We start from the raw sequence: 16,943 nt of genomic DNA on the forward strand, positions 1-16,943 counted from the left end.
GGAAGGAACCGAGTTCCGCGAGCGAGGGATTCCTCTCCACGGTAGAACGCTTCCGGGCCTCGCGCGCGGGGGCGCATGGTCCGTCGTGTCGGAGAGAAGCTCCGGGCGCCCGGCCGTGCGGATGTCCGATCTCGTGCTTGGCCTCAGAATGGGCGTAATCGACTCTTCTCTTCCGAAGGGGAGACACCCATGAAGGACCTGAAGTTCGAGCAGAAGCGCTCTCTGTCGCGCTTTGAGGCTGCTGATCAACTCGCGGCACTCGCAGCCGCACTGCGGGAAGGCGGGGATGTCGAAGTGGAACTCGGGCTCGGAACGCTCAGCCTGCGGATCCCCGACGACCTGCGCAGCGAGACAGAGGTCGAGATCGGTAATGGGGAGATCGAGCTGGAGATCGAGTTCAAGTGGCCGACCGCGCCGCCCCGCACGACGCCGTCGCGAACGGTTGCAGCCGCGAAGAAGGCCGGACGGGCCAAGAGGGCGCCCGCCGAGCCCGGCCGAAGCGGCACGCGCACCAGCAGGAGCAAGAACACCAAGCGGTCCGCGTCGAAAGCGAACTGAGGCATCCGCGGACAGGAGCCAGGAACTCGGCAACAGCCGCATCAGAAAGTCTCGGTGACGACGGATCACACGGTGACGATCCGTGATGCTGGCGTGAACGGAGACTGGTTGCTGGATCGTCCGGTGAGCCGGCCGCGTTCGAAGCGGTCTCTGGTGCGGACCAGGACGAAACCCCGGGAGTCGATCACAAAGCGTCACTTTCTCTCGACAGCCTGTATGTGGGCTATGTAGAGTACGAGTATGGGTGCGCCGCGTATGACCCTGCAGACTCAACTGGTGCTGCGGGCTTTGCTGGAGGACCCCGCCAGGCTGCGGTACGGCCTTGAGCTGTGCGAACTGGCGGGACTGCCGTCGGGCACGATCTATCCGATCCTGGCCCGGCTGGAACAGGTCGGCTGGTTGGAGAGCAGTTGGGAGGACTCGGCTGTGCACGAGGCGGAGGGGCGCCCGCGCCGCCGCTTCTACGGGGTCACGCAGGACGGTGCCGAAGCAGCCCGCGAGGCCCTGGCGCGCACCTATCGGTCGCGGAAGCAGCCCTTGCCGGGGTGGGTCAGCGCTCACCAGGCCACTGGGGGAGGGGCGTCATGAAGAGGCAGCGGCGGTTTCCGCCGTCCTCAACCGCGCGGACAGACCTGGCGCCGACCCTTGAGGGCGTCATCGCCGCAGTCCGCTCGTATCACCCGGACTCCGACGCCGGTCTGCTGGAACGCGCCTATGCCGAGGCTTCGATCTGGCACGCGGGGCAGAGGCGCCGCAGCGGTGACCCCTACATCACCCACTGCCTTGCCGTCGCAGCCATCGTCGCCGAGCTTCGCATGCCTCCGCCCGTGGTGTGCGCGGCGCTGCTCCACGACGTGGAGGACACCGCCTGCCCGCCGCAACGAATCGCCGGTCAAATCGGCCAGGAGGTCGCCGACTTGACCGCGGCAGTTCGCACCGCCGTGGTCTCCGCGCACCCGCAGAACGGCGAAGGCGCCATGCTCGCCTCCGACGCCGCCGCTCCGTCATGGGAGACGGCCGTACTGGCCATCCGGCTCGCGGACCGGCTCCACAACATGCGCACCATCGCGTTCATGGACCCAGCCAGGCGGCTCCTCAAGGCGCGTGAAACCCTTGACGTCTTTGCACCCGCGGCTTGCGCAGTGGGACTGGAGTCGGTCGGCCGTGAACTGCAGGACCTCGCCTCAGCAGTCCTGCAACCGGCGGTGTCTTCCTACGCCGTCACGACCCGAATCCTGGCCGTCCTCACTCTGCTGCTGCCGTCACAGCGACGAGTGCGCTGGCAAGAGGAATGGAGCGCCGACCTGGCGACCCTCACCACCCGCCGCGCCCGCACCCGCTTCACACTCCACGTCCTGCTCGGCGCACCCCGACTCTCCATGACACTGCGCCGTCCTGCCTCTCAGGAACAACGATGACGAGCGGGGCGGCGCGACTGGGGACCGCCCTCGGGACACTGGCCGCATTCGCGATGGCCATGGTGCGGGGAGGGCTGACCGCCTGGGTCGCCGGAGCTCTCGCCGCAGGCGGCCTCCTACTGGTGGCGGCAGTGCTCTTCGTCCCCAGCGAGACACCGGCTCGCCGCCTGGGCCGCCTGCTCCAGGCCTGGCACGGCTCTACGGCCGGTGCCGCCGGACCCGAACCGAGTCACCGGTCGGCGCCTCCCACCGTCACCCGGGACGGGCTGTGACGGCCAACTGGTGGGCCCACCCACCGGGCAGGTCGCGCTTGCCGTGACGCGCGCCGAGCACTTACGCAACCGCGTCGTAGGCGGCCCGCAACCGGATGTCGCTGCCGGTCCCGGAACGTGGAGTGCCCTGGGCGAACACAGCCAGCCGCAGCACGAGATAGCGGCCGATCCCGACGAGCGCGGTGGCCGACAGGTACACCGTCTGCTGCAGGACAAGTCCGGCGTCGGGGCAGAGCGCGGCCAGCGCGCCGACCGCGGCGGACGTGACCAGCCAGCCGAGGGCCATGGTGGCAGCGCTCTTCAAGTGGCCGGCCAGACCGGGCCGTCCGTGGCGGAACGAGACGCGGGCGTGCAACTCGGTGGCGACCACGGTGGACACGACGGTGGTCAGCGCGTTCGCCACCGTCCACGGAATCCACTGCGAGAGCAGGACCAGAGCCGCAGAGGCCGCCAGGGTGAGCACACTGCCCAGCCCGGCGAAGCGCCCGAAGGCCACCGCGTGCCTACGGATCAGTCGCAGGCTGTTCATGGCGATCCCCTCCCTGGCCACTGCCCCTGACGGGGCCGTCGTCGTCATGCCGCACAGCGTGACCGCCTCGCCATTCAGCGCGGTTTCAGGGCGTTCTCAGGGGTGCCGGAGGTGGTGAAACCGGTGTGGCACCGGGAACGGGGAACTGGGGTCGCGTCGGTCACCCGCAGCTGGTGAGAGCGGTACTCGTCGTGCGCGTCCTCGCAGCGAATCCGGCGGACGCCAGGATCGCGGCCAGCGCCTGCGTCATCGCGGTCGCGATCTCGCTGGAGTGACACAGGACGGGATCGTCGAGCAGCCGAAGGCGGAAGGCACGACTCGCGCACTCTCGCAGGCGCGGGCCCGAACATCCGGTCAACTTGCCTATGTCTCCCCGTAGTCGGGCGGAGAAGGCACTCGCCCCGAAGCGGAAACACTCTTCGGCGGTCCGGTGTGGGCCCGCGGCGGCCGTCACGGTCGTACGGCCCGATACCTCTCACGCCGGGGCAGGGCCCGAGAGGCATCACGGTTCTCGGGCCCCGCGCCGCGCGTCTGCCCGAGCAGCGCGGCCCCGAGCGGGGGCAGCGTGTGCAGGACGGTCGGACCGATCTGCCGGCTGGTCGTCACCCCGGCGTCGCGCAGCACCGAGGCGTGCCGGCCGGCGGCGGACTGCGAGATGCCCACGACCTGGGCGAGTTCTCCCGCGGTCAGCCCGTCCGCGACGCACCGCAGGACCCGCGCCCGCGTGCCCCCGAGCAGTGCGCCCAGCGGCACGTGTTCCGCGGGGAGTGCTCCCTCGGGCACCGCCGGGTGGTTGAGCGGGTACGAGAGCACGGGCGGCAGGCCGTCGTCGGCCAGGGCGACCGGCGTTCCCCACGAGAAGTACGTCGGTACGATCCTCATCCCGCGTCCGCGCAGATGGAGATCGCGGTCCGTTCGGTAGTCCACCTCCAGGACCGGCGGGCGCCAGCGGAACCGGGGCCCCAGGCTCGACAGAAGCCCCTCGACGCCCCCGGCCAGCAGCGCGCGGGCAAGCAGGGCGCGGTGCGCGACGATCCCGCCGGCCACGCATTCCGTGAACGGTGCGACGGCCACCTCGTGGTACCGGCGGATAAGCTCGGTCAACTCCCGGCGCTCGGCCCCCTGATCCAGCCGCAGCACCCAGGACGGCACCGGAGAAACCTGGTCCAGGAGCCGTAACTCGGCGCGCCTGTCCCGTCCGGGCATACGGAGGATGCCGTCGAGGGCCGCGCCGATTCCGTCCTCGGACTCCGGCGGCGTCAGGAGGTCGGGCAGGTACGGCCCGAGGGCATACTGCGGGAAGAGCACCGTGCGCACCGGCCGGGCAAGCCCGGCCGCGTCCAGGGCGGCCCGGACCGTCCGGTGCCAGGCCGCGAACTGCCACCGGCCGCCCCGCGACTGCAGCCGGTGGAGTGTCGAGAGCACTTCCCACATCGGGTCGGGCTCCGCGGCGACGCGGACACGGGCGAGGTCGACCTCAGTGAAGTGGATACGGAGCACGCGATTCCCCCCGAAGAGCTCCACATTTGCGCTCAGGCGCAAGAGTGTTTCGCCGTTGACGAGACCCTGCCAAGGTTCCGCCAGGCCAAGAAGGCGCCGTGGCCGAATCCGACGTTCGACCGCCCGAACCAGGAGGAACCCGCGTGTTTTCGAAGAGAGCCAAGGCGACCGCCGGCACCATCGCGGCCCTGACCGCCGCAGTCCTCGGCCTGAGTGCCAGCCCCGCGTCGGCGAGCGGCACCTACAGCGGTCTGGCCTACGTCTACGGCGCGGGGGTCTTCGCCGACGACTGGGGCAACGAAGGCATCGTGGACCAGAGCCACAACACCGTGTCCAACGCGACTTGCCTGTGGCAGAAGATCCTCTACGCCGACGGCTTCCTCGCGGCCGGCGACATCGACGGCGACTTCGGGCCCCAGACCGCGGCCGCGACGGAGCTGTGGCAGAGCGTCCACACGACCGCCGAACCCGACGGCTCGGCCGGGCAGATCACCTGGACCGCGGCAGGCAAGCTGCTGCGCAACTCCAGCAACACGACCACCGGCAACACCGTGAGCTTCTACAACGGTTCCTTGTACGACTTCTACCTCACCCGCGACAGCAACGGCTACTACCACTTCCCCGACGGCAACGTCGACGACCGCATCGCCGGATACAACTACCGGACCTGCTAGGCAGTACCCGCGAGGCGGGGGTCGGCCGTGTCAGGACTGCTCGGCGCGCTGTGCGGCGGCAGCGGATCAGCCGGCCCGCCCGGCACCAACTTCCCCCGTGCGGGTCAGTGGACCAGTTTGCGGCACAGCAGGGCCGCGGGACCCGGTGAGCTGCCGGTGCGGGTGGTGTACGCGATGCCCGCGGCGTACTCGTCGTCCGCGCACTGGCCCTTGTAGTCGCCGACGGCGAAGTCACCGCCGGCGTCGCCGGGCCGGTTGTCGGAGCGGTCGAACCACACCGTGCGTCCCGCTCCCGCAAGGGCGGTACCGGAGGGAGCGCACAGGGCCGCCGACGTCCGCACACCCCGGTGGCTGTAGCCGATGAGGAACTGGCCCTGGGCGCACTGGAGTTTGGTGTATCCGGTGGCCCAGTCGCCGCCCTGGGGGACGTTGCGTTCGTCGGTGACGACCGTCTGGGCGGTGTCGGCGGCGCGCAGGTCGCCCGCGGTGATGTCCGTGCACAGTCCTCGGCCCGAGGTGTGCCCGAGGCCGATCAGTCGCAGCCCGTCCGGGCAGGCCGCCTTGGCGGCGCCCGGGTCCCAGTCGCCGGTGGCGCGCACCCGTACGGACTGGACGTAGTCGCCGTGGTCGGTGGCGAGCATCTGCCAGGCGGGGACCGGGGCGACCGGACCGCTGAGCGAGGCGGCGGACATCAGCCGCTGCCAGCCGGTGGCGCGCCAGTCCGCGTCGTCCAGGAGGCCGTGGCGGCTGCCGTCCGTGTCGTAGCGCAGCAGGGCCCAGTCGTCGTGGCCCTGCCAGCCGACCAGGGGCCAGTAGGCGAAGTCGGCGTCGTGGTCGGCGAAGTAGTCGGTGATGTTGCCGAACCAGGTGCGTGCCGCGGTGCCCGTCTCGCCCGCTCCGATGCCGAACTCGCTGATCCACACAGGGGCGGTGTAGTGCTTGCCGCTGTCCTGGGAGATGAAGAACGCCTCGTCGTACAGGGCTTGGAACAGGTCGTCGCGGCTGAGGTCCTGGTAGCGGGGGTCGCTGGTCTCGCCGATGCCGGTGGCACCGCTGTGGTGGGGGCCGGTGTAGCCGTAGAAGTGGGCCGAGTAGACGAGTTTGTGGGCGGCCACCAAGGTGTGCGACAGCGTGCGGGCGGGGGTGAGGAGGGGGCGGCCGTGGGCGAATCCGTCGACGGGTATGCCGGTCCAGTTGATGCCCTCGATGACGATGAGCAGGTTCGGGTTGGCCTCGGTGAGGATGCGGTCGGCGGCGAGTTGGGCGGCGGCGTACCAGTCGTGTGCGTCGCCGCCGCCCCAGTTCGGGTCGTCCCAGACGTCGCGGCGTACCTCGTTGTAGAGGTCGGCCCCCACCACGCGGGGGTCGGCGGCGTAGCGGCGGGCCATGAACACCCAGTCGTCCGCCCACTGCCCGGTCGACTGGCTGCTGTTCCACCGCTCGTTGCCGTCGATGCCGCAGCACCAACGGGAGGTGTTGGTGTGGTTGTTGAGGATGACGGCGAAGTCGGCCGACGTCAGTGCGGAGACCACGGCGTCGAACACCCCGAGCGGCGTCCGGCCGCGCAGCTGCGGGTTGGCCGCCACGGCGGCGTCCGGTACAGGGGTGGTGTCGTGGATCATCGCGTTGGAGAACGGCAGTCGGATGCTGTTGATGCCCAACTTGCGGAAGTCGGCCATCAGTTGGGCCAGGGGCACGCGGTCCAGGCCCAGGGGGATGCCGTAGGAGTTCTGCCCGGCGTGGTGATTGGCGCTGTCGGCCGTGCTGCCGCTGCCGGTCCAGGAGCCCTGGGCGCCGTCCCAGTTGGCCGACTTCAGCCGGAAGCGGTTGCCGTTCGCGTCGACGATGTAGCGCCCGCGTGTGGACAGGGGCGGCTGCCAGGTGCTGTCGGCAGCGGCGGGCGCGGCGGGGGCCGCCGGAGTCGCAGAGGCTGTCCCCGTGGACGGGAACAGCAGGGAAACGCCCACCACCAGTAGTGTCAGGTACCGGACAAGTTTGGTCATGAAGTGCCCTCCGTACCGATGCCGATCCCGAAAGATGGCAGCGCTCTCGAAGTCCCGCAGCAGCTGCCCGGGGGACACTACCCGTGACCTGCGAACCCGTCGACGGACAAAGCGCGCACTCGATTCGCGCATGCCCATGCCCGGCCAGGAGACACGCGGAAACGCCGCGCCTTCCCGGCCGGGCGGACGGACAGGTCAGCGCAGTCCGGCGAAGAGGTCCTTCTCGGGTACGGCCGCACCGGTCGCGTCCTTCACACGTGAGAAGGTCTCGATGCCCATCAGCTCGCCGAACCTCTCCTTGCCCATCTTGAGGAAGAAGATGTTGTCGCCCTGACTGGCGTGCGCGGCCAGCGAGTCGAACTTCTGACCGCTGAACGCGGTGGTGTCCACCCAGGTGCTGATCTCGTCGTCGGGGAGCCCCATCTCGGCCATCTCGGCGGCCTCGGTGGGATCCGGCTCCGGCATGTCCGGGTGCAACTCGCGGATGACCTCGCCGAACCGCCTCATCATCGAGCGGGGCATCGTGGTCCAGTACACCTTCGGTGTCAGGTCGGTCATCTCCACGGCCGCCATCGTGATGCGGTGGGCCTGGATGTGGTCGGGGTGGCCGTAGAAGCCGTTCTCGTCGTAGGTGACGACCACATCGGGCCGGTAGTGCCGCATGAGGTCCGCGAGCCGGGCCGCGGCCTCCGGTACAGGGGTCTGCCAGAAGGCTCCGGGGGCGTCGTTGCTGGGCCAGCCCATCATCCCGGAGTCGGCGTAGTCGAGCAGTTCCAGGTCGCTGATCTTCAGGACCTCGCAGCTCGCTTCGAGTTCCTGGCGGCGCATGAGGGCGACGGCCGCCGGATCGTGGCCGGGATCGCCCGGCTTGACGCCTCCCGGTCCGTCACCGCAACTGCCGTCGGTACAGGTCACGAGCACCGTACGGATGCCTTCCGCCGCGTACCGCGCGAGGACTCCTCCGGTCGTGGTGGCCTCGTCGTCGGGGTGGGCGTGTACCGCCATGAGCGTCAAGGGCCGGTCGGTCATGAGAAGTCCTCCAACAGAAATACGTCGCGGTCCACGGGGCGTGGCCGGTCTACCGCCATCCTGGGGCCCGGAGCCCGGGTGGGGCGGACGACCTCGCGGTCGCCCCGTGTTCCCCGCCCGAACGGCGCCGGTCCCTCGGCCGGTGCAACCGCGCAGACCGGACCCGCTGTTCCCGACGTGGCCGCTGATCTCCGGCGGCCGTCAGGCGCCGTGGTGCAGCAGACCCAGAGTCAGGGCAGCCGCCGCCGTGGCGAGGAACACGATCCCGCCGACGATGTTGCGGGAGCCCACCCGCAGGTGGGCGAAGATCGCGCCGATGAAGTACAGCACGAGACCGGAAGCGGCGAGGGTTCCCAGGACCGGTACGGCGAGCCCGGCCAGCAGTCCCGCGGTGCCCGCTGCCAGCAGCATGCCCAGCACCGGTACGTACTTCCGGGGTATGCCCTTCATGTCCGCCTGGGTCTTGGGGTACTCATGGCCGATCAGGTAGGTGACGGCGGCGGCGCCGTTGAATACCGCGCCGAGGAGGGTGACCGTGATGTAGGCGGCGAACACGTCTTCTCCGGTTCTGTCGGGACAGCGTCCTGGACACCCCGTCGCGGGATGTCGATCTCCTGGACGACGAACCGGCGCCCCGATTTTGTGACATCGGCCGCCGTCAAAGGAGGGCGCGGGCGGCGGCGTAGACGTGGCTGCTGTCGCCGAGCGGGGTCGCCTCGATGCCTACGTAGCCGTCGTAGCCGGCCTTGTGGAGCCAGGCGAGTTCCGTGGCCCAGTCGATGGTCCCGGTGCCGAACTCGTGGCGGCCCGGGACGTCGGCCGCCTGGACGTGACCGATCAACGGCACGGCCTCCTGGATCTCGGCTCCGAGGGGCTCGCCGTTGAGGATCGCGTGGTAACGGTCGTAGAGGAAGCGGACGTTCGGGAGATCGATCGCGCGCAGGAGGGAGAGCGCCGAGCGTGAGTCGGAGATCAGGGCGTTGGGGCCCTCGTGGGCGCGATTGACGACCTCAACGAGCAGTTCGAGGCCGTGCCCGCTGGTTTCCTCTCCCGCCCGCGCGAGCACATCGGCCGCGTTGCGGAGCTGGGTGGCCGGCTCGATTCCTGGGACGGCGTCCCCGGCGAGGACCACGAGCCCCGGTGTGTTCAGGAGTCGGGCCGCGTCGGCGGCTGCCCGTACGCGGGTGAGGAATTCGTCGTGCGACGACGGGTCGCCCAGGTCGCACTTGTCCCGCCAGGACTCGACGCACAGGGTGATCAGGCGTGTGCCGGTCGAATCCAGTGCGCGGGCGAGGCGGGGCAGGTCCTTGTTCCACCACTCCCAGATTTCCACCGCGCGGAACCCGGAGTCGGCCGCTGCGCGTACGCGGTCGTCGAGGGGGCGTTCGTTCTCCAGGAACATCGTCTCGATGCAGGCGGAGAAGTCGATCACGGGCGAACTGCCGTGCGCGCCACGGCTGTTCCGGCTCTGAGGGCGGCGACCGGGTCGGGTGCCTCGTCCAGTTCGATGAGTACGGTGTCGGCGCCGGGGGTGCGGGACATGGCGTCGGCCCAGCCCTGCCAGTCGACGATGCCCGTACCCAACTCGGCCATGTAAGGCTGTTGTTGGGCGAAGACCGTTTCGTCGACGGTGAGTTCGACGTCGATGGGCCTGACCGCGTCCTTCCAGTGGGCGAGGGCGATGCGCGGGGCGTGGCGGCGGGCCACCGCCACCGGGTCGCCGCCGCCGAGGGCGATGTGGCAGGAGTCGGGGCACAGCCAGACGTAGCGCGGGTCGGTCAGGGCCATGAACAGGTCGATGTCCCGCTCGTACCAGAGGGTGCTGTTGGACTCGGTGTGGAAGGCGAGCTTCACGCCGAGATGGGACACGGCCTCTCCTACCGCGTGCGCGATGTCGGCCATGCGGGTCATGTACGCGGCGTCGACGAAGAAGGGCGGTCGCGTGCCGAATGTCGTCCGCATGGGCAGGCCGGCGACGAGGAGTTCCGCGCCCACCTCGGCGAGGAAGGCCGCGCGGCGTTCGGCGTCGGCGACGATCGCGGGGAGGTCGTCGCCGTGCCGCCAGTCGGGGGCGTCGCTGTCGGCGATGAACGCGCTGACGACGGACAGGCCCCGGGCCGCGAGTTCGCGGCGGAAGGCGGGTGCGCTGCCGAAGGCCCGCAGGGCCGAGTCGATGTCGCCCGGCGCGAAGGTCAGCTCGATGCCCGTGACACCGGCCTCGACCAGCCCGTCCATCACCCGTGCCCAGAAGCGCTCGGGGTGGGTCAGGGCCCAGTCGCGTACGGCGTCGGTGGAGGGGAGGTTCCAGAAGTCCGGGTGGTAGAAGGTGATCACGTCGGTGGCGAAACGTGGTGCCGTGGCGGTCATTCGGCACCTCCGCGGGCGTTGTAGACGACGATCCCGTCGGCCGCGTCGACCGCCTCGCGGTAGTTCCGGAACACGGCCAGCGCCTCGTCCCGGAGCACATCTCCTACGACCGCGATCCCGCGCGCCTCGAACTGCTCGGCCCAGTCCGCGCCGAGGGGGCCCTCGTCGAACGTGGTGATCTCCTCCAGCTCGGGTCCTTCCCCCGCGACCACCAGCGCGCGCACCCCGGACCACATCGTGGCGCCGTAACACTGCACGCAGGGGCGCCAGTTGACGACGAGTTCGTGGACGGGCAACCCCTCGGCGCCCAAGTCCCAGCCGCCGACGGTCTTTTGGGCGAGCCCCAGCGCCACCACCTCCGCGTGGGCGCTGGAGACACCGGAGGCGAGCACGACGTTCACGCCGACGGAGACGATCCGGCCGGTGTCGCGCTCCGCGACGAGGGCCGCGAACGGACCGCCGTTGCCCTCCCGCCAGTTGCGGTCGGCGAGGCGGTGCACGAGCCGCATCCGGTCCTCGCGGCCGGGGACCACGGCGGGCACGTCGGCCAACTCGTCGTCGATCCAGGCCGGTAGCGCCACGCGGTATTCCTTGACTGTGCTGATCACGGTCGAACTTCCTTTCAGCGCGCGGCGAGCGGCGCGGTACGGGTGGCGACGGCTCGGGCGGCCCGTACGGCGGTCACCGCGCCGGTCAGGGTGACGTTGGCGGCCATCGGGGTGGGGATCACGCCGTTGCCGGCGAGGTACAGGTTGTCGTAGCCCCACACCCGGCCGTCCGGGTCGCAGACGGTGGTGCCGTCGTCGGCGGTGCCCGAGCGGACGGTGCCGGTCAGGTGCAGGGAGGATCCGGGCGGCAGCAGCGCGAGTTCGGTGTCGGGGTCGAACGGGCCGAACTCCTCGGCCAGCGACCGGACTTCGGCGAACGCCCGGTCGATGAGCGCGCGGTCGGTGTCGGAGTAGTCGAACTCGACGCGGATGCGCGGCAGTCCGGCGAGATCGGTCTCCGACTCCGAGAAGACGAGGCGGTTCTCGGGGCGCGACTCGACCGGGGCGTACAAGGTGAGGCCCACGGAGTGCGCGAGAGGGCGGCCGTCGTCGTCGACGTACGTCCGGTTCATGATCTGCCCGTGGAAGGGCTGTGCCGTCCCGTTCTGCGGCAGCCAGAGCGAGTCCGTGCTGAACTCGCCGGTGCGCGGCAGGGGCAGCTCGTCGAGGGCGATGCCGAACCGGTCCAGGTCGAGCAGCACCCGGGCCGTGATGAACGCGTGCTCGTTGAGCCGGCGGCCCAGGGCCGCGGGGCGGATGCCCGAGGCGAACAGCAGCTGCGGCGTGCGCAGCGCGTCGGCACACACGACGACGGTGTCCGCGTGGAGTTCGGTCTCCGTGCCGTCGGCGACACGGCGCAGCCGGGCGCCCGCGACCCGGCCGTCCGAGACGAGCAACCGGGTGGCGAGTGTGCCGGTCAGCAGAGCGAATGCCGGGTCGTCGCCCGACGCGATGGGCGGGAAGATCGTCCCGGGCGCGGTGCGCGGCAGGGGTCCGGACGGCGCCGTCGCGACGGCCATGGGCATCGGCTGCGGGCGCCGGTCGGCCGGCGCGGTGGCGTCGTAGCGCCTTCGCAGTACGTCGAGGACCAGGCGGCCGACCTCGGTCGGGCCGATGGGGGAGGGCGTGACAGCGAGCAGTCGGCGCGCGGTGTCCAGGTCCGCCGCCCAGCCGGCCGGGTCGCCGAAGTCGAACACCTCGTCTCCGGCGGGCCACGGGGTCGCGGCGGTCCAGTGCACGCCCATGCCGCCCGCGTTCCAGGCCAGTGCCGTCGCGGGCATCGCCTCGGCGTCCTCGCCGAAGGCCAGTGCGTGGAACATGCCGGGCGTCAGGCCGGTGAGGCTGTCGGCGGCCTCGCGCACCACCTCGGCGCCGGTGTACATGCCCTGGATGCCGCTGACGACCTGTTCGTTGTAGCGCGCCCAGAGGACCGGGTCGTCGACGTCGTGCAAGTGCAGCCCGGGTGTCCTGCCGATCGCGCTGCCGCCGTCGACCATCGTGATGCCCAGCCCCGGATCGCTGTCCCGCAGCAGCCGGGCCACGGCGGATCCCATGATGCCGCTGCCCACGATGAGGACGTCGGTGTGCGGGGTGTCGGTCACAGGGGAGCTCCAAAGTCGTCTGGTGTGGGGGGAGTTACGCGCCCGGGACGAGCGGGCCGAACAGCTCCGTGTCCATGCGGTCCAATGCCATCTTCACGGCGCCGATCAGCGCGGCGTCGCGGCCCAGGCTGGTGGCGCGCAGTTCGATCGCGGGGGTGCGGGCGAGGCGCATCGCCTCACGGACGCGGGGCAGCAGCACGTCGGCCGCGTCCTCCAGGCCGCCGCCGAGCACGATGAGCGAGGGCGCGACCGTCCAGGACAGGGTGGTGAGGATCGAGGTGATGTTCTCGACGAACTCGTCCACCTCGGCGAGTGCTTCCGTGTCCCCCGCGCGGGCCGCGTCGAAGCGGTCCAGCGCGATACGGCGTCGATCCGCTTCGGGCGAGGTGAGCCAGGCGACCGGGCGGTTCTCGACCGAGCCGACGGGTATCGAGTGCGCCTCGATGATCTCGCCGGCGGCCCCGTCAAGGCCCCGGTGCACGGCGCCCCGGATGAGGATGCCGAGGCCGGTCCGGTTGCCGAGGACCGCCCAGACGACGTTGTCGTGGTCGCCGGCGACACCCCGCCAACGCTCGGCCAGCGCACCGAGGTTGGTGTCGTTGTCGGCGAACCAGGGCATCCGGACGCGGCGCCCGAGTTCGTCGGGCAGACACACGCCTTCCCAGCGCGTGGTGTGCACCAGGCGTCGTACGACACCTTCGTCGTCGATGGCGCCACCGGCCGCGACCGCACCGGCGCGCAGCCGGTCCGGCGAGCCGCCCGCGTCGTGGAGCGCCTCCCGTACGAGGGCCGCCGCGTCGTCGAGCGTGGACTGCGGGTCCTGGTAGGCGCGCAGCGGTCGGTGCGCGCGGCCGAGGATACGGCCGCGGACGTCGGCCACCACCGCGGACACGTCCAGGGTGCTGATGCGGACGGCTGCCAACAGGGCGTGTTCGGCCCGCAGTTGGTACCGGCGGGCGGGGCGGCCGGCGCAGCCGCTGGTGGGCACGCGGTCGAGCTCGGTGACCCAGCCCGCCTCGATGAGCGAGTCCAGGATCAACTCGTTGGTACGGCGGGAGAGTCCGGCCTGCTCGGCGAGCTCGGTCAGAGTCATCGGACCGGCCGACACCGCCAACGTGCGCAGAATGACTGACGTGTTGACGCGGCGGACGGCGCTCTGGTTCATCCCGTTGGTCGCGGACTTCAGCCGGCTCACCTCATTCCCGTTCCGGCGATGCCCTGCACGAAGTACCGCTGCAGGAACAGGAAGAGCACGAGCACCGGCAGCATGACGACGACGGCACCGGCGAGCATCAGGCCGTAGTCGGTGACGTGCGCGGCCGCCTGGCTGGTGGCCGCGAGGCCCACTGGGAGCGTGTAACTGGACGTGCTCTGGGCGACGATGAGCGGCCAGATGAAGTAGTTCCACGAGTTGAGGAACGACATGATCGTGATCGTCGCGACCGCCGGGCCGGCCAGCGGGAGGAAGATCCGGAAGAAGATACGGAACTCACCGGCGCCGTCGATGCGGGCCGCCTCCAGCAACTCGTCGGGGATCGACGACGCGTACTGCCGCATGATGAACACCGACATCGGCATCGCCAGGCTGGGCAGCGCGATACCGGCGAGGGTGTCCGCCAGACCCATGTCGACGGTGAGCACGAACTGCGGGACGAACACCGCAGTGAACGGCACCATCATCGCCGCCATGACCGCGCCGAACGCGAGCCGCCTGCCCGCGAATTCGAGTTTCGCGAGCGCGTAGCCGGCCGCCGACGCCGCCACGATGTTGCCGACCACCACCATCGCCGCGACCACGATGCTGTTGACCATGAACCGGCCGAAGCCCTGGGTCCTGAACAGCCGGGTGAAGTTGTCGAGCGTGAAGTGGTGGGGAAGGAGGGAGCCGGGGTCGGAGCGGATCTCGTCGAGGCTGCGCAGCGAGCCGCTGATCCCCCAGACGAACGGGAGGAGGGTGAGCAGCGCGCACAGTACAAGCGCGGCGTAGAGCAGGGGCTGTGCGACTGGTCGCGTCCGTACGGCACTTCGGGCCGTGGCGGTGCGTGCGGTCATGTCGGTGTTCTCCGACGCGGTGACGGCGGTCATGCGCGGGGCCTCAGCAATCGGAACTGGACGACGCTCACCAGGGCCACGAGCAGGAGGGTCACGAAGGAGGCGGCCGAGGACACCCCGAACTCGCCGACCCCGAACTGGTGGTAGGTGTACAGCGCCACGGACTCGGTGGAGCCGAGCGGGCCGCCGTTGGTGAGCAGGTAGGGCTCGTCGAAGACCTGGAGGTAGAAGACGGTCAGCAGCACCGACACCATGAGGGTGGTGGGCAGCAGCAGGGGGACGGTGATGTGCCTCAACTGCCGCCATTTTCCCGCCCCGTCGAGGGCGGCGGCCTCGTAGACGTCCTGCGGGATGGACTGGAGTCCGGCGAGGAAGAGGACCATCGCGGTGCCGAAGTTGCGCCAGACGCCGAGCAGGATGACCACGGGCATGGCCAGGCGCTGGTCGTCCAGCCAGTTCGGTCCGGCGAAACCGAACGTGCCGAGGACCTTGTTGACGGTGCCGCTCGGGTTGAAGGCGTACTGCCAGATCAGGGCGGCGGCCACGACGTTGGTGACGACCGGTGCGAAGAACACCGTACGGAAGAGGCCGCGCAGCCGCCGGATCCCGGAGTTCAGCGCCAGGGCCAGCGCGAAGCCGACGCCCATGGTGAGCGGCACGCCGACGGCCACGAAGACGGCGGTGTTCAGGATGTCGCGCAGGAAGGTCTGGTCCTGGAACAGCCGGAGGTAGTTCTCAAGGCCGGTGAAGTTGACCGCGAAGGGATGCCGCAGATCCGCGCCGTGCAGGTCGGTGAGGCTGAAGCCGAGCGCGGCCACGGTCGGGATCGCCGTGTAGAGCAGGAACACGACGATGAACGGGGTCAGGAACAACCAGGCGACGGCCGTGCGCCGCAGACCCTGGCTGCGAGCGCGCGCGGGTGCCTTGACCGGCCGCCCGCGCGGTTCCGTGCGCGGCGCCCGTGGGGTGAGAGTGGTGGTCATCGGCGGCTCACTTCGTGCTCGTGCCGACGCTCTCGGCGTACGCCTGGATGTTCGCGGCGGCCTTCGCCGCGGTCTCCTTGCCCTTGGCCACGGCCTCCATCTCCTTGCCCAGCCGGGTCGCGACCTGCTGCCAGGTGCTCACCTGCGGGAACGCCCGCGCCTTCTTCAGCTGCGTGAAGAACGCGTCGAGGAGCGGCTGCCCCTTGATGGCCGGGTCGTCCCAGGCCGACACGACCGCCGGCAACGAGCTGTACGCCTTGAACTGCGCGACCTGGGTGCTCGGCTGCGAGACGTGGCGGATGAACTTCCACGACGCGTCCGTGTTGCCGCCGGTCGTGAGCACACCCCAGCTGCCGCCGCCGGAGAAGGAGGCGCTGCTCGAGGTGCCGGCGGGCAGCGGCGCGGTGGCGACGTGGGACGCCGTCCAGCCGGTCTTCTTCGCGGCGGTGTCGAGCTGGCCGACGACCCAGGGGCCGGTGATCATGCAGGCGGTCTTGCCGGAGACGAAGTACGGCTGGGAGTCGAGGAAGGTGGGGGTCGCGGTGTCGGCGACGCCCGAGGTGAAGAACGACGCGTTGTACTTGATCGCGTCGACCATCGCCGGTGTGTCGAGCGTCCACTTGCCGTCGGCGGAGAGCAGGGAGCCGCCGGCCTGCCAGGCGTACATCGCGGCGTCCTGGCCGTTGAAGATGTCCCAGCCGTTGTCGGCCCCGAGCCCGTGCACGGCTCCGGCACCTTGCAGTGCCTTGAAGAAAGGCACCATCTCGGCCCAGGTGGTCGGCGCCTTGACGCCCGCCTTCTTGGCGAGGTCGGCGCGGTAGACGAGGGCGTACGTGTACGCGTACCAGGGCACCGTGTAGGCGACGTCCTTGGCCACACCGGCGTCCCACAGGCTCTTGAAGAAGCTGCCGGAGTCGACGAGCCCGTCCGGCACGGGCCGCAGGATCGCCGGGTCGAGGAACTGCGCCTGCGACTCGGGGAAGAACTGGGCCACGTCCGGGCCCTTGCCCGCCGCGATCGCCGCCTGGAGCTTCGTGTAGTAGTCGGAGTTCGGTATCAGCGTGAACTTCAGGGTGACGTCCGGGTTCGCGGCCTTGAACGGCTTGATCACCTTGTCGAGCACGCTGGCGTCGTCCTGGGTCGCCCAGACATTGACGGTGCCGGTCGCCGGGGTGGTGCCGACCGGCTTGGCGGAGGTCTTCGCGGCGGTGGTCTCGTCACCGCGCCCGCAGCCGGTCAGGGCGAGGGTGCCGAGGAGAGCTGTGCCGGCGGTCAGTCTGAGGACGCCGCGACGGGAGGGGTTGGACACTCGGTGGCTCCTGTCTCATGACATCGCTGAGGACAGCGATGTTTTTTCGTGAGAAAGCACCTCTTGCGGCTTGAGGGACCCAATGGGTGCGATGACGCCT

The 16,943-nt window shown here is 70.3% G+C and carries 18 protein-coding genes; 5 read left to right on the top strand and 13 right to left on the bottom strand.

What is annotated here, in order from left to right; translation table 11 throughout:
* The first annotated feature begins 189 nt into the window (after positions 1–189).
* The 4 genes from SSP08S_RS44935 (at position 190) to SSP08S_RS44950 (ending at position 2,248) form a co-directional block, all read left to right on the top strand.
* Positions 190–558 carry an amphi-Trp domain-containing protein gene (locus SSP08S_RS44935; protein ID WP_019074215.1) on the top strand — a complete coding sequence of 123 codons (369 nt, stop codon included), beginning with the start codon at positions 190–192 and terminating at the stop codon, positions 556–558.
* A 255-nt stretch (positions 559–813) separates the two neighbouring features.
* Positions 814–1,146 carry a PadR family transcriptional regulator gene (locus SSP08S_RS57210; protein WP_019074216.1) on the top strand — a complete coding sequence of 111 codons (333 nt, stop codon included), beginning with the start codon at positions 814–816 and terminating at the stop codon, positions 1,144–1,146.
* Positions 1,143–1,976: an HD domain-containing protein gene (locus SSP08S_RS44945; protein WP_019074217.1), complete on the top strand. Its 834-nt coding sequence runs from the start codon at positions 1,143–1,145 to the stop codon at positions 1,974–1,976. The genes SSP08S_RS57210 and SSP08S_RS44945 overlap by 4 nt, the downstream gene beginning before the upstream one ends.
* Positions 1,973–2,248, top strand: a complete 276-nt coding sequence (locus SSP08S_RS44950) for a hypothetical protein (protein WP_019074218.1) — start codon at positions 1,973–1,975, stop codon at positions 2,246–2,248. Before SSP08S_RS44945 ends, SSP08S_RS44950 begins: the two co-directional genes overlap by 4 nt.
* 61 nt (positions 2,249–2,309) lie before the next feature.
* Here the strand turns inward: SSP08S_RS44950 and SSP08S_RS44955 are convergent, their stop codons facing one another.
* Together SSP08S_RS44955 and SSP08S_RS44965 are read right to left on the bottom strand one after the other, a co-directional pair.
* A complete protein-coding gene (locus SSP08S_RS44955) occupies positions 2,310–2,777 on the bottom strand; it encodes a GtrA family protein (protein WP_019074219.1) in 468 nt (155 codons plus the stop codon).
* Between the two features lie 450 nt (positions 2,778–3,227).
* The gene (locus SSP08S_RS44965; RefSeq protein ID WP_051106103.1) at positions 3,228–4,277 is read right to left on the bottom strand and encodes an ArsR/SmtB family transcription factor; all 1,050 of its coding nucleotides are present in this window, start codon (positions 4,275–4,277) and stop codon (positions 3,228–3,230) included.
* Between the two features lie 143 nt (positions 4,278–4,420).
* Between SSP08S_RS44965 and SSP08S_RS44970 the strand changes: the two genes are divergently transcribed.
* Positions 4,421–4,951 carry a peptidoglycan-binding domain-containing protein gene (locus SSP08S_RS44970; RefSeq protein WP_019074222.1) on the top strand — a complete coding sequence of 177 codons (531 nt, stop codon included), beginning with the start codon at positions 4,421–4,423 and terminating at the stop codon, positions 4,949–4,951.
* 104 nt (positions 4,952–5,055) lie between these two features.
* Here the strand turns inward: SSP08S_RS44970 and SSP08S_RS44975 are convergent, their stop codons facing one another.
* From SSP08S_RS44975 to SSP08S_RS45025, 11 genes are all read right to left on the bottom strand, one after another.
* Positions 5,056–6,954, bottom strand: a complete 1,899-nt coding sequence (locus tag SSP08S_RS44975; RefSeq protein ID WP_019074223.1) for a glycoside hydrolase family 5 protein — start codon at positions 6,952–6,954, stop codon at positions 5,056–5,058.
* A gap of 195 nt (positions 6,955–7,149) precedes the next feature.
* Positions 7,150–7,983, bottom strand: a complete 834-nt coding sequence (locus SSP08S_RS44980) for a PIG-L family deacetylase (RefSeq protein ID WP_019074224.1) — start codon at positions 7,981–7,983, stop codon at positions 7,150–7,152.
* 201 nt (positions 7,984–8,184) lie between these two features.
* On the bottom strand, positions 8,185–8,538 hold the full coding sequence (locus SSP08S_RS44985; RefSeq protein ID WP_019074225.1) for a DoxX family protein: 354 nt from the start codon (positions 8,536–8,538) through the stop codon (positions 8,185–8,187).
* Between the two features lie 103 nt (positions 8,539–8,641).
* Positions 8,642–9,415, bottom strand: a complete 774-nt coding sequence (locus SSP08S_RS44990; protein ID WP_019074226.1) for a TIM barrel protein — start codon at positions 9,413–9,415, stop codon at positions 8,642–8,644.
* Positions 9,412–10,350, bottom strand: a complete 939-nt coding sequence (locus tag SSP08S_RS44995) for a sugar phosphate isomerase/epimerase family protein (RefSeq protein ID WP_019074227.1) — start codon at positions 10,348–10,350, stop codon at positions 9,412–9,414. Before SSP08S_RS44995 ends, SSP08S_RS44990 begins: the two co-directional genes overlap by 4 nt.
* Positions 10,347–10,958 (bottom strand): nucleoside deaminase, encoded by a 612-nt coding sequence (locus tag SSP08S_RS45000; RefSeq protein WP_019074228.1) that lies wholly within the window; start codon positions 10,956–10,958, stop codon positions 10,347–10,349. The genes SSP08S_RS44995 and SSP08S_RS45000 overlap by 4 nt, the downstream gene beginning before the upstream one ends.
* 14 nt (positions 10,959–10,972) lie before the next feature.
* On the bottom strand, positions 10,973–12,499 hold the full coding sequence (locus SSP08S_RS45005) for a GMC oxidoreductase (RefSeq protein ID WP_019074229.1): 1,527 nt from the start codon (positions 12,497–12,499) through the stop codon (positions 10,973–10,975).
* Between the two features lie 34 nt (positions 12,500–12,533).
* Positions 12,534–13,664 (bottom strand): ROK family transcriptional regulator, encoded by a 1,131-nt coding sequence (locus tag SSP08S_RS45010; RefSeq protein ID WP_026179381.1) that lies wholly within the window; start codon positions 13,662–13,664, stop codon positions 12,534–12,536.
* A gap of 26 nt (positions 13,665–13,690) precedes the next feature.
* Positions 13,691–14,584 (bottom strand): carbohydrate ABC transporter permease, encoded by an 894-nt coding sequence (locus SSP08S_RS45015; RefSeq protein ID WP_019074231.1) that lies wholly within the window; start codon positions 14,582–14,584, stop codon positions 13,691–13,693.
* Positions 14,581–15,534, bottom strand: a complete 954-nt coding sequence (locus SSP08S_RS45020; RefSeq protein WP_019074232.1) for a carbohydrate ABC transporter permease — start codon at positions 15,532–15,534, stop codon at positions 14,581–14,583. The genes SSP08S_RS45015 and SSP08S_RS45020 overlap by 4 nt, the downstream gene beginning before the upstream one ends.
* A gap of 7 nt (positions 15,535–15,541) precedes the next feature.
* Positions 15,542–16,843 (bottom strand): extracellular solute-binding protein, encoded by a 1,302-nt coding sequence (locus SSP08S_RS45025; protein WP_019074233.1) that lies wholly within the window; start codon positions 16,841–16,843, stop codon positions 15,542–15,544.
* Positions 16,844–16,943 lie beyond the last annotated feature (100 nt).

The sequence above is a fragment of the Streptomyces hokutonensis genome, from assembly GCF_000376565.1.
Classification (GTDB): domain Bacteria; phylum Actinomycetota; class Actinomycetes; order Streptomycetales; family Streptomycetaceae; genus Streptomyces; species Streptomyces hokutonensis.